8 protein-coding genes are annotated in these 14,229 nt (G+C 41.4%); 6 read left to right on the forward strand and 2 right to left on the reverse strand.

The features are described from left to right. The first annotated feature begins 120 nt into the window (after positions 1–120). The 3 genes from BM176_RS24495 to BM176_RS24505 are packed head-to-tail and all read left to right on the forward strand — an operon-like array spanning position 121 to position 5,698. Positions 121–1,470, forward strand: a complete 1,350-nt coding sequence (locus tag BM176_RS24495; RefSeq protein WP_090106983.1) for a TolC family protein — start codon at positions 121–123, stop codon at positions 1,468–1,470. A 17-nt stretch (positions 1,471–1,487) separates the two neighbouring features. Continuing rightward, positions 1,488–2,543 (forward strand): efflux RND transporter periplasmic adaptor subunit, encoded by a 1,056-nt coding sequence (locus BM176_RS24500; RefSeq protein ID WP_090106984.1) that lies wholly within the window; start codon positions 1,488–1,490, stop codon positions 2,541–2,543. Positions 2,544–2,560: 17 nt separating this feature from the next. Then, entirely contained in the window at positions 2,561–5,698 is a 3,138-nt protein-coding gene (locus BM176_RS24505) for an efflux RND transporter permease subunit (protein ID WP_090106985.1), read from the forward strand. Between the two features lie 186 nt (positions 5,699–5,884). Here the strand turns inward: BM176_RS24505 and BM176_RS24510 are convergent, their stop codons facing one another. Beyond that, positions 5,885–6,211, reverse strand: coding sequence for a hypothetical protein (locus BM176_RS24510; RefSeq protein ID WP_090106986.1), 327 nt, complete (start codon positions 6,209–6,211; stop codon positions 5,885–5,887). Positions 6,212–6,828: 617 nt separating this feature from the next. Here BM176_RS24510 and BM176_RS24515 point away from each other — a divergent pair. After that, positions 6,829–7,656, forward strand: a complete 828-nt coding sequence (locus tag BM176_RS24515) for a hypothetical protein (protein WP_090106987.1) — start codon at positions 6,829–6,831, stop codon at positions 7,654–7,656. Between the two features lie 293 nt (positions 7,657–7,949). Here BM176_RS24515 and BM176_RS24520 read toward each other — a convergent pair whose 3' ends face one another. Beyond that, positions 7,950–11,015: a beta-L-arabinofuranosidase domain-containing protein gene (locus BM176_RS24520; RefSeq protein WP_090106988.1), complete on the reverse strand. Its 3,066-nt coding sequence runs from the start codon at positions 11,013–11,015 to the stop codon at positions 7,950–7,952. 295 nt (positions 11,016–11,310) lie between these two features. Here BM176_RS24520 and BM176_RS24525 point away from each other — a divergent pair, with 295 nt between their 5' ends. After that, entirely contained in the window at positions 11,311–13,119 is a 1,809-nt protein-coding gene (locus BM176_RS24525) for a DUF4082 domain-containing protein (protein WP_090106989.1), read from the forward strand. A gap of 338 nt (positions 13,120–13,457) precedes the next feature. Continuing rightward, positions 13,458–14,216, forward strand: coding sequence for an SDR family oxidoreductase (locus BM176_RS24535; RefSeq protein ID WP_090106991.1), 759 nt, complete (start codon positions 13,458–13,460; stop codon positions 14,214–14,216). Positions 14,217–14,229 lie beyond the last annotated feature (13 nt).

The following is a 14,229-nucleotide window of genomic DNA, read 5'->3' on the forward strand; positions in this document are numbered from 1 at the left end:
TAGTTGAATTAAAGGTACCCGGCGGTACCATTTTTTTAACTTTTAATTAGCAATAATGCTAAAATAAAACAGGCTATGGGCACATGATGTGCCGTTTTTTAGATTATTAAATTAGCAAAAATGATAAATAAAAAATGGAAAGGTATTCGATTTTCACTGCTGGTAGCATCCGCATTTTTGTTGGTAAATAAATTATCAGGACAAAACATGTATACACTACAGCAATGTATCGATACCGCTTTAAGGAATAGTCTTCAGTTAAAGTCAGACAACTATGACCTGGACAAAACAAAAGCATCTATTGGCGAGGCCTATAGTAGCCTGCTTCCTTCAGTAAGTGCCAGTGGATCTTATCAATATCAGTTCAAAGTACCTGTGCAAGTGGTACCTGCAGATTTGTTCGGGGGTACTGCCGGAACTTACCAGGTGGCCCAGTTTAGTGTGCCTCAGACTAAATCTGCTTCTGTGGACCTCAGTCAGACAATTTTTAATGCTTCTTCACTGATCGCTCTTAAAGCAGCGAAGGTGGCTATTAACCTGAACCAGTTGCAGATACAGAGCTCTAAAGAAGATCTCGTTTACAATGTTTCAGCTACTTATTATAATATTCAAACCATATTGAAACAAATTGAACTGACCAGTAAAAACCTGCAGAATACAGAGGAACTTTTGCAGTCAACAAATGATCAGTATATAGCAGGGCTGGCTACTGAAACAGATGTAGACCGCTTAAGTGTATCAAGAGATAATAGTAAAGCAAACCTGGAATCATCCCGTAATAGTCTTGAAAAAGAATACAACCTGCTTAAGTTATTAATGAATGTTCCGCTGGAGAATAATGTAGCTGTACTTGATTATGAACTGTCAGGCGAAGTAATGCCGCTGGAATCACCTGCTTTTGATATCATGAAAAAAACAGATTATCTGCAGGTACTGGAAAATAGACGTATAGCAGACCTGGAAAGAAAAAATATTAAAGCCGGTTACCTCCCTTCTTTGACACTTAGCGCAAACTATGGTTTGTCCGGATACTATTCTAATGCAGACCCGTTTAAAAATTTAAATAATAAATGGTACTCTTCATCATATGTCAAACTTGCATTGAACGTCCCAATTTTTGATGGATTCAATAAGAAGTACAAGATTCAAAACAAGGTAATTGAGATTAAAAAATATGATGTTCAGGCGGAACAATTGAAGCAACAAAGTTTGAAAAATGTTGCCAATGCCAATGCGGATCTAAAAAGCAATTTCCTCACCCTGCAGAGTAAGCGCAGAAGCCTCGATCTTGCTCAGAAAGTACTTGATGATCTTAAGCTTCAATACCAAAATGGGATTGCGATGATGACGGATGTTATCAACTCACAGAGTGAGCTGCACACTGCGCAAAATAATTATATAAATGCTTTGATAAACATTAAACAGGCAGAATTAGATCTTAAAAAAGCACAGGGAACCTTATTGAAATAACAATAAAAATAAAATTTATGAAGATTAATATACGATATGTAATAACGGGGGTGATTATACTTGGCCTGTTAGGTCTTATAGTGGTCAAGTTAAGAGGGAATAAGGAAGAGGTTGAGGAAAAAGTATACAAGAAGGATCCTAACCGGAAAGTAACCATTCAGGCAGATACTGTTCATTCTGCACCAATGAATCAAAGCACTTCATTCCTGGGTGCTTTTGCACCTGTCCGGGAGGTGACCATTTCTTCTGAAACTACCGGGAAGGTGGTGTCAATAAAAATTAAAGAAGGGTCAACGGTAAGCGCCGGAGCTATAATCGCACAGCTGGATACTGATCTTTTAAGGGCTCAGTTGGCTTCTGCAAAGGCTAATTATGAAAATGCGGTTTCGACCCTGAAGCGATATGAAGGAGCTGCGAGTGGCGTCACAAAATTGCAGATGGATAATGCCAGCACCCAGGTTTTAATAAATAAGGCACAGGTAGAGCAATATGAAAAGCAGATAAGGATGTGTACTGTTAAAGCTCCGTTCAGTGGTATAATAACATCCAAAAGTTTTGAACTGGGGGCAGTAGTGGCAACCGGATCTCAGATGGCTCAGCTGACTAATATAGATCAGTTAAAATTGGAGGTGAATGTTCCGGAAGGTAATATTTCCGGCTTTAAGAATGGACAGTCTATACCAGTTGTAACTGATGTATATGCTGATAAAACCTTTAATGGTATTGTAGACATGGTAGGGACTAAAGCTGATGCATCGCATAATTATGTATTGAAGATCCTTGTAAATAATGGTGAAAAATTATTGAAGGCCGGAATGTATGGCCGTATTCAGCTTACTGAAGCTCTTCAAAGCAATGTTATTTCAGTTCCCCGGTCTGCATTGATTGGATCATCAAAAGAACCTAAAGTTTTTGTTATTGAAAATGGTGTAGCACATGTAAGAGCAATTGAAAGTGGAGAGGGCAACGAATATAAAGTTGAGGTTAAAGGTGGATTAAAACAGGGAGAGGTCATCGCCACGGGCGGACTTGTGAATCTCTTTGAAGGGGCTAACGTGTCTATTGCGAAATAATCATCAAAAAAAGAATTATGTCAATAACAAAAATAGCTATTAACAGACCGTCTCTGATCATTGTAATTTTTACAATCCTGATAGGTGGAGGATTGTTTTGTTACACCAAATTGAACTATGAGCTGATGCCGGATATTTCCCAACCTACGTTGATAATATCTACTTCTTATCCTGGTGCTACTCCTACCAATGTGGAGCAAACCGTGACCAAGAAAATAGAAGATGTGGTGAGTGGTGTGGATAGGTTAAAATCTATGACTTCCCAATCTATGGAGGGCAACTCGGTTATCCAGGCGGAATTTACCATGGGTACTGATATTGATGACAAACAACAGGAGCTGCAGCGTAAGATTAATAACATTTTGTCTGATTTGCCAGATGATGTTAAAACACCGGGTATTTCAAAAGTATCACCCAGTGATCAGCCTATTATGCAGTTAACGGCTACCTCATCGATGGACAATGCAAAATTTTATGATATTGTTAAGGACGAGATTAAGCCACAGTTTCAGCAGATTGCGGGTGTTGGTGAGATAACCCTGATAGGCGGCCAGGAACGTGAAATTCAAATTAATGTTAACAGGGAAAAGCTGGAATATTACGGGATATCTATTGCCCAGGTCATTGACGCGATCAACAGGGGAAATACAGAATTTCCAACGGGAAAAGTAAAGACCCGGCAGGAGCAGATGACGGTCCGTGTAACAGGAAAATTCACCTCCGTTCCGGAAATTTCAGAACTTGTGGTGGCACAGCCAGAGAGAGGAAGTGTGGTGAAATTGAAGGAAGTAGCCAGTATCAGTGACATTGTGAAAGATGTGAGTGCTGTAAGCCGTTATAACGATGTAAATGGCATAGGTATACTTATAAAAAAGCAAAGTGGTGCAAATGCGGTGGAGATAAGTAAAGAGGTGAAACGACGTTTAGTACAGTTGCAACAGAAATATTCCACACAAAATGTGAAATTCACGATTGCTGATGATACAGCAGATTTTACTATGGAATCGGCGGAGGCTGTGCAGCATGACCTGATCATTGCTATCGTACTTGTTGCTGCAATCATGTTGCTTTTCTTACATAGTTTGCGGGATTCATTGATTGTACTTGTGGCTATTCCGGCCTCTCTTTTATCTACTTTTTCTGTGATGTATCTGTTGGGGTATTCTCTTAACCTTATGACATTACTTGCATTATCACTTGTGATAGGGATATTGGTGGATGACTCGATAGTGGTACTGGAAAATATTCACAGGCATCTGCATATGGGTAAGCCGAAGCGCCAGGCAGCTTTGGAGGGAAGAATGGAGATCGGATTTTCAGCGTTGGCAATTACAATGGTAGATGTCGTTGTATTCGGTCCTATTGCATTGGTCAATACTACCATTGCTCCTATGCTCAGGCAATATTCACTCACTATTGTAACGGCAACGCTGTTTAGCCTGCTGGTGTGTTATACGCTTACGCCCTGGCTTGCATCAAGGTTTGGCAAAATTACTGTGCTGAACCAGAAGAACTGGGCTCATAAAATTTTGATTGGTTTTGAAACGCTTATAGAGAGGTTAACAGACTGGTACGCAAATGCATTAAAATGGGTACTTAAGCATAAATTGATCCTGACGGCTATTGTCATCAGTCTCTTCATTGGCATTGCCCTGGTAATGAATATGGGAATACTGGGTAGCGAATTAGTAGCTACCGGGGATCAGGGGAAAATTCAGCTGAAACTGGAATATGATAAGAATACAACTGTGATACAGAATAATCTCTATACAAAAAGGATAGAAGATTATTTACTTTCTCAACCGGAAGTAGTTTCTGTGTTTTCCAATGTAGCCGGACCATCTACTACAGGGCTTGAATCAACCGCGGCGGTGGGGAGCGAATATAAGTCAGAATTAACCGTTAAGTTAGTTGATAAACAGGAACGTTCCCTTTCGACGGAACAATATATGATCCGTAAGAGTCATGAACTGGAAGTGAAATTCCCAGGTGTAAAGATCCGTTCCAGTGTTGTAGGTATGGTAAGTATGGGGGATCCTATTCAAATTGTGTTAAGTTCTGAGAATTATGATCTGCTGATGAAAACAGCAAATGATCTGAAGCGCCGTATTGATTCATTACCTGGAACGAACGATATTTCTTTGAGTGTGGAGGATGGGAACCCGCAGGTGGAAGTAAATATTGACAGGGATAAAATGTCACAACTGGGACTTGACATCAATACTGTTGGTGCTGCCTTGAAAAATGCATATGCCGGAAATACGGATGCAAAATTCAGGGTAGGTAATAAGGAATATGATATTAATGTAAAGTTTGACGACTTTGACAGGCGAAATGTGTCTGATGTTGAGAATCTGACTTTTGTGAATTCATCAAACCAACAGGTGAAGCTGTCTCAGTTTGCGGCCATTGTACAAGGTAGCGGACCTAGTGTATTGGAAAGAAAGAACAGGAGAACGGCGGTAACTGTTAAGAGTAATGTACTTGGAGTTACATCTGGTATAGTGAGTGACATGATTAAAGAATCGTTGGTAAAAAAGCCTATTCCAGCTGCAGTAGATCTTAAATGGAGTGGAGATGCGGAGAAGCAGGATGAGTCTATGGGGGCATTGGCGCTTGCGATGCTTGCGGCACTTGTGCTGATGTACCTTGTAATGGTAGCACTTTATGACAGTTTTGTATATCCATTCGTGGTATTGTTTTCTATCCCGGTTTCTTTTATTGGAGCCTTCCTGGCATTAAATCTTGCCAAGTCTTCCATGAGTATGTTTACAATGTTGGGCATCATTATGTTGTTTGGCCTGGTAGCTAAGAATGCCATCCTGATCGTTGACTTTGCGAATCACCGGAAGGAAGAGGGTGAATCTACCTTTGATGCATTAATTGATGCTGGTAAAACAAGACTTAGGCCCATCCTGATGACAACCGTGGCGATGGTGGCGGGAATGTTTCCCATTGCTATAGCGAAAGGTGCAGGCTCTGAATGGAAAAATGGTCTGGGATGGGTGTTGATAGGCGGATTGAGTTCTAGTTTGGTATTGACCGTATTCGTAGTGCCTATGGTATATTATGTGGTGGATATGATAAAACTACGGTGGAAGAATAAGTTTGGACGTGCTCATGATGAGACTAACCTGCAGGTGGCTCATCATTAACAACCAGCTATATTTATTTAACTTATTGAATAACCAGTCTTTTATTGAAAATGAAGAATTTGTAATAGTATAGTTTCATTCGAGCGCCAGTCTTTAGCGGGACATGAGTGGCTTCAGTTGTAGGTTTAAGTATACACCCATGTATTCTTGCATGGGTGTTTTTTTATTTTGTAAAAGGCTATAAAATTAATAAACAATATAATAACCTATCCTGCTGCAATCCTTGTTTTTTGCCATGAAGTGCAGTACTTCTTCGCAACGTTCCAATATCATATCATTATAAACAATAAAAGTAAGTGTAATGCAGTTATTAGTTGTATCAATATAACTCACATTCTGTATCATTTTAAATGATAGTTGCGCCCGTAAATCTTTGTATATTTTCTTCATGTTCCCATTTTCAGATGTTGCTTCAATATAAACAACAGCAGATCCATAATTATACGCATTTAGCGTGATTATGCAGGCCAGTACAATACCTGTTATTACTTTAATCAAAAGCCTTTGTAACATATAATAGTGAGTTATGACAAGATGGATAATCTTAAAAAAGAATTCTATCACCAAGATTTATATATATCGTGTATGCCGCAATTGAATGTAGGCCAGAAGGGACAAATTGTGGGATGAAAGAGGGTAAAGAGTAGAAAAATTGCCGTGTGTTAGAACTGCATAATCAACACTGCTTAACCAGGTATTTCTCCCTTGTATTATGCTTGTTGTCCTTTAAGATTTCATTTTGTCCATTTCAGCGAAGCTTACATGGTTTGTTTTCTGTATATACCGCATATTTGGTACATCATTCAGAAAATACTTTTAAATGAAAATTAGAAAAGGCTTTGCCTTCCTTCACTATTTATACTGACAGGTCTATTTTACTGTAAGTAGTAAAACAATTGTTATTCAATAATTACTATTTAAGAAATCAAATTATAAACATCCTGAATTAATTGTGCGGATATTAAAATTTGGGGGCAAAAATAGGCAGGGTAGAAGTGAGGAGTGTGCCGGCAGCATGATATTATTGTCAGGCCGGCCCTCCCGCTTTGATTAGTGTGCTGAATATTTCATTTAGTATACAATTTTAAATTGGGAAAATAATCCACCGTGTTTCCTTTAAACAACATAAAATGTCATTTGGAATTAAACAGGCTGCTATTGGTATCTTTTATTGCATGACAACCTTCTGTGTAACCAGATTACATTCGCAAAACAAGGTTAATACAGATAAGGAATGGGAACTTTTTAAATTTGAACGATATGAAAAGAAGTTGAAATTCAGCATGGATTCCCTGAAGTTAATCTACAGGCATAGATGGTCTGTTGGTTTTTCATTCGGTGGACTATATATGCCGGGATATACTTCAGCAGAAAAGGATTATAAGACGGGTGTGAATATGCGGAGCAAGCATTCGTTCTATATGTTGTCATTAGAATATTACATTACTAATATAACAAGAGTTGGAATAGAAGCAGGATGGCAGAAGCTTCCTCAGAAAATTGAATTTGATCAGAATAGTACATATATAAAGGGAGGAGGAGGTATGAATATCCCTGTTTTAGCATATATGAAGAGAGATCTTTTTGGCGGCGTCATGAACAAAACAGCGGAAGAATTAAAGGGTGGACAGGCAAATAACCGGCCCTCTTTTTTTATAATGGCTGCGGCAGGGCTGACCTTTACTAACCTGGTAAGGGTCCGGGGTAACCAGAGTGAGATAGCTGTTTCCTTGTATAAGCAAACACCCTTTACTTCTAAATTGGGATTCGGAATATTTCAATGCATTGGAAGAGTAATAGGCGCCGAATTTATTTCGGGTTACCAAATTTCAAGTAATTATTCACCATATATTGGTAGTGTGAGTTCTCATAGCGGATTTAGCTTTGCTGCGAGATTTAGTTTTATGGGCAATGGGAAATTTAATAAAGTAAAGAGGTATATTGATAGTATATATTAGCTGTGAGTTTGTTTTCTGCTATTTTATTTATAGCTTGGCATCAGACGAATTCGTACAGTATAGGCTCAGGTATTTTCTTAATATTTCTTGTTAACAAGGGTTATGAAAATTTGGATATCAACATATTTAATCCATAAAGAACCTTCAAATATTCATAAAACCAGTTCGGAAATTGTCCTAATGGGAGTTACAGAGAAAGAAAACGCTTCAAGTTTAAAGACTTGAAGCGTTTTTGTTTATACACATTTGATGGCTTTTCTTATAGTTTCCCTTTATAAATTTGACATCAGGAACTATTTTAACTTAACATCCAGGTACACAGAATGACGCCCATATGTTTCATAAAATGGTTTAAAAACCACATCATCAATCGTGAATTGTAACTGCTGAGGATCACCTTTAATTGACTTGCTTATATCTTCAGCATCCAGCGTTATTTTACGCCATTCTTTTCTAGCTTCAGGTTCCTGGGCGGCCAGTAATATGGGTCCGTAAAACAGACTGGCTATATTCGGCTGGTCCATAACCGGATCCAGGTGAAATTGAAAGGGCATTTTCAATTCTATAATATCGCCATCTTTCCACGTGCGACTTATTTTCAGATAACTGCCTGGTTTAGCCTGAAGTGCTTGTTCTTTACCGTTGATCTTCACAAAGAAACCTTTGGTAGCCCAGCCTGGCACACGCACATTGATATCAAATTTTCCAGTACCCTTAATGGTCAGGCGGGTATTGTCTTCATTTGGAAAATTTGTTGTCTGCTCCACCGTTACCTGGCGCTCTGTCCATTGTAGTGTTGAGGGTATGTATAGATTGACATAAAGCGCCTGGTCATCCTTACTTTTAAAGTAAATTGAATTTTGTAGCTTGGTATTACTCTCTAATGCAGTACCATTACAACACGTAAAGCCTGTCATATCCGCATTGCCAAATTGTTTTACAGATCCTGGTCTGAGGGGTACGTGATAGGTATTAGCAGGGTTATCTTTAGCTACAGAAGCGAGAATATGGTTGTACAATGCACGTTCGTAATAGTCCATTAACTCTGCCCGTTGATCGAAGAGGAACAGGTCACTGGTCAATTTTAGCATATTGTATGTAGCACAGGTTTCATTCTGTCCGCCGGAGGAGAAGCCGTTTTCATACAATGTTGCCGGCTGACTGATAAAACATTCCGCATTGGCAGGATTACGTGCGCCTGCAACTCCTCCAATGGAGTACATATAATCATTGACAGCCTTATACCAGAAGTTATCGGCCACTTTGTAATATTCCGGATTATTGGATACACGGTACATTTCGATACTCCCTACAATCTGAGGTATATGTTGATTGGCATGCAATCCACGGAAAATATCTACATTCCTGGCCAACCCGTGGGTATGCGCTGTATCCCCAAAGAACACCCGGATATTATCAAATAATTGTGCTGTTTTCAGGTACTTCGGTTCACCGGTAATCCTGTACAAACGGGCCATTGCTTCATTCATACCTCCGTACTCTCCGGCAATGTATGTATTCCACATCTTTATGAGCGTATCCTTTGGCAACCGGCTCAGGCGGGCATATACCCAATCACTCATGCCACTGGCTACTTCAAGGGCTTTTTTATTGCCACTCACTTCATAAACATCCATTAAGCCAGCCAGAATTTTATGCAATGTATAATACGGTGCCCAAACCTGGTTTTTCTGTCCTCCATACCTGGCTCCATGTTCCAACATAATAAACTGATCCGGAGGATAAGCACTGATAAATCCTTTTCCCCAGTTCCAATAATCGGTACGGATACCCTCATCGCTAAGATCTGAATCATAATTTGATTTCCCGGGACCATGTGGTACGGCCGTAGGATCGGACACATATGTAACACCTGCTTCCTTCGGCCTTCCGGATAATTGTGATAACTCGTAGAGAGTATTTACCATATACTCCATTTTTTCGGAGAAATTAGCCTGAAGTGCCTTGTCATATCCGGTACTGGCATAGGCTTGTGCTATTGCCGTAAGATAGTGACCCGTAGCATGCCCCCTTAATTTGGTGTCCTTACTGTCCCATACGTCCAAAGGTTTTGCGCCGTCAGGTTGTTTCTGGCCAAAAGCATGGCGGAACATATAGAGAAAGGAGTTAGGATCGGTTGTGGCTAATGTTCTTATAAACTTATCGCGATTTTCGATAAATTGGGTTTCGTGGCCATGAGAATCGGTTTTTAGAGAAACCTGGCTTAAATCAAACGCCTCCAGCTTTAAAACCGGTGTAGCTGATCTGTTGGACTTTTTTACTGTGACGAATGCCTTTGGCTGAAAATCTGTTCCTGCAACCCGCCCCGTTACGGTATAGCGTCCGGGGTTAATGGCATCGCTGTTGTTGATTGCAGAAGGCCACAGTACACGTACTTTTGGACCTTTCATACCATTCTGATAAGTTCCCTGTACGTAACTTGGTAATCGTGGCAAATTTCCCGCTTCTGTTTCCACTTCCACATCGGATACATGAACTAAATAAGTATTATACAGCTGTGCTTCGGTTTGAGAAAAATGAGGAAGATCATCTTCAACCTTACCTGTTGTATTCACCGAACCTTCATTGATGCCTCTCCGTGAATTTTTATAAATTCCGGCAATCTGTGTGTTACTCAGGGCTACACGGTAAATACGAAAATCATGTATCATAGCGTTGAGATAAGGATCTCCTGATAGCGACTTCCCAATATAAAGCAGTTTTTTCTCTCCTGGTTGCTGACCGAATACCGCTGTTAACTCCGATGGAATATCTTTAGTTTCACCCACAGGTTTACTATCGACATATGTAATCATAGATTTGGAAGGAACATCTATCACTATGGCAAGATGGACCCATTTATTCACTTCTATTGCCGGAGCAATCGCTCCGTTTTTATTACCTTTTTCTGCTGTTACCAGCGCCTGATAGCCTTCCTGCATATTTGTTCCAACAGGGGCTACAAAAAAATGTCTGGTTACATCCTGTCCGAAATCAAAAAAACGCTGGCCAGGTTGCTTCGAACGCAAGTATATCCATCCGGATATACTGAGCGATTCTATATCTGATAATGCTTCTCCTGGGATCGTAACAAAAGCATTGCTGTTTCCGGGGAGAGACAACACCTTTCCAAACCGATCGTCATTGACAAATCTAACTTCATCGCTTTGGGATTTGGCGTGCAGATTATTTCGCGACCAGTCTTTGAGATCTCCATCAAAAACATAGCGCGCAATCATTCCCGTTTCACCGATACCATCCAATATCTGGTCTCCATTTTGTGCATGAGCGCTGTTGATTCCCTGGGTCAAAGCAGTAAAAAACAGGATTACATGCACGAATACTTTATACATTTTCATATTTGCATAATTTTCATCAATAACCTTATATCCCTTTGTAATGGTACAAACATCCGTAAACCAATATAATAAATGGATAAGCCATTATTTGATAATTCGCTGTGAAACTATGAAGAATACCTACGTTCCTATTAGCCTATTTTAGCCAATAATCAAACGATGTTACCAAGTATCCTATCCTGGCCCCTTCAAAATCTATATTGGTTATATAATTTTTCTGCCTTATACCATCCGATGAGGGTAAATCGTTATATTCGTATATATCTATATTCGAAATAACCAAACCCATATCCTTATGAGAAAAAACCATCTTACCTGTAGCACTGTACTGGTTGCTGCCACATTGATGGGGTCATGGCTGACCTCATGTAAAAGAGAACTACTACCCGAAGAAAAAGTAAAGTCTGCTATGCTTAGCACCGGCGCTTATACGGTGCTGACAACAGAACGGCCAACACTTCCTCCTGTGGCCGAAAGCTCAGTGGAGCTGGGTATGAAGTTCAAAGCATCCACACCTGGTACTATTACCAAATTCAGGTACTATAAGGTAGCCGGGGAAGCAGGCACGCATACCGGGCGTTTATGGTCTGCCGATGGCAGCCTCCTGAAAACGGCTCTTTTCCCTGCGGAAACAGATACCGGCTGGCAAACTGTTACGCTGGATACGCCTTATTCTATCAGCGCGAATACTGTATATGTCATTGCGGTAAATTCCCGGAGCCATTATGCTGCCACTCCGCAAGGACTGGGCACTGCAATCAACGTTGGTCCACTGAGTAGCATTGCCGGCAATAACGGTGTATATAACTACACAACCGGCGGTTTCCCGACAAGCACGTACAACAACAATAACTACTTCCGGGATATTGAATTTGTACCAACGCAGGACGATCCGGTGCCACCTGCTGCACCAGCCAGCCTCAATGCTTCTAATATCACTGCCAACGGCGCCACGCTGAGCTGGCCTGCTGCTACAGACAATATTGGTGTTACCGCTTATGAATTATACCGTAACGGTATGCTCATTAACACTTTGCAAGGAACCACTGTAACCGTCTCTAACCTAAATACAGGAGGGCTTTACAGCTTTTATGTAAAAGCAAGAGATGCATTTGGTAATCGCTCTGCTGCCAGTAAGCTGGCAGACTTTACAACACCGAATACCAGCGGCATCACACATGGCTCCCAGCTTACCACGGCTATGGTAGGGCCACAGGCTATTGGCATCAATACTTTCACCACCGTGCCAGGTGGCGTATTCAGGGGCGCAGCACTGAGCGGATGGGGCAACGCAGCGCGCACAGTAGGCACTGGCGGAGAAATCATTGATGGCTATTGGTTCCCGGCCGGCACAGTAGTACTGCAGGGAGCTGATATTAGTTCAGATATTACCGTTACCAGCGGATGGTTGGTACTGCGAGGCTGTAAAGGTGGTATACTTCTAGCTAATCCTGTCGGTGACGGCGGAGGTGGAGCGGCCCTATTCTCCCAGCTAATCTACTTTACTGCAGGCCACATTAAAGACGGGCGGCAACCAGCATCATCTGTCGTGTACCGTTGCTACTTCCCGCATAGTGGACTGGAGAATGTGTATGCGGATAACGTTACTATAGCAGAATCCTGGATCGCTCCCGATCCCGACACGGTTGGAACAGAACATATTGACGGGATACAAACCTGGGGCGGACAGCGTTACCTGAACTTCTCCCGCAACCATATGGAGTTCAATCCGCCGCATACAGCACCCTATGGCCTTTCCGCGCTGATAGGCATGTATTCGGACGGTACACAGAACGACGGCTACGATCATGTAATAGTATCGGACAATTACTTAATCCTGAGTGCATATGGTGTTGCCCTGCATGCACCGTTGGCGGTGCCGGTCACCAATATGAGCGTTACTGGTAACCTCTGGACATGGAGCACTGCGGCACAGGACGAGAACTATACGAATGCAGTATATCATAATCCCAGCCAGTCTATTCCGGACTATACAGCCGATGGCAACAGCTGGACTAATAACAAATGGGCAGATGGCCCTCATGCCGGGAAATTCCTGTTGCCGGACAATAGAACGTCTGACACAGATACTAACGGAAAGTAGTATATCTCATTCCTTAGATAAAATACCTGTAATGGCTCCGCCCCGGTGGGGCCATTACAGGTATTTTTCACATAGACCAGGTTTGAACATCAGGCATATAATTATCACTGAATCCCAATTTTCAAGTTTTTATCAGCATTATCCCCATCAAAAAAAATATACCAGGAAGCAGTTTTGCAGATAGTCTTCTTATATAGTGAAACTTTTCGCGCTTTCACTATATATAGTGAAGAAAAGTTACCCCGAATTTGCTTATGTGTTTGATAATCATTTGTTTGGCAAATTGGCATTTCGTTGGCCTCTATAAAGGCAAATCAACAATCCTAAAAAGTCAAATTATGAAAATCGTAGTTATTGGAGGCACTGGCCTCATCGGAAGCAAAGTAGTTGCCAATCTTCGTCAATTGGGTCACGACGTGATCGCCGCTTCTCCTGCCACAGGCATCAATACTATTACCGGGGAAGGCTTAGCTGAAGCCATGAACAATACAGATGTTGTTATTGACCTGGCTAACTCGCCCTCTTTTGAAGATAAGGCTGTCATGGAATTCTTTGAGACAGCGGGCCGCAATTTACTGGCAGCAGAGATCAAAGCCGGCGTAAAGCATCACCTGGCACTTTCTATTGTAGGTGTCGACCTTATGCAGAACCTGGGTTATATGCGTGCCAAAATGGTTCAGGAAGACCTGATCAAACGTTCTGGGGTTCCTTATACTATTGTTCGAAGCACGCAGTTCCTGGATTTCCTGCCTGGCATCGCGAATCAGGCTACTGATGGAAATGTGGTACATATTTCGGATGTTCAATTCCAACCTATAGCTGCTGACAATGTAGCGGCCTTTGTATCCGAAGCGGCGGTGACAGCACCTGACAATGGTATCATAGAGATAGCAGGTCCGGAGCGCTTAAGCATGCCGGAGTTCATCATCCGATACCTGCAAGACACGAACGACCCACGCAAGGTAGTTGTCAATAGCCATTCCCAATATTATGGCGGCGAAATTCCTAATAATGCGCTGGTGCCGTTAGGCGGACCTGTAAAGCTGGGGGTTATCAGCTATGAAAAATGGCTGCATAATCAACCCCAAAAAGCCTAAGAGTTTTTTGGTC

It is taken from the genome of Chitinophaga sp. CF118 (genome assembly GCF_900112615.1).
Classification (GTDB): Bacteria; Bacteroidota; Bacteroidia; order Chitinophagales; family Chitinophagaceae; genus Chitinophaga.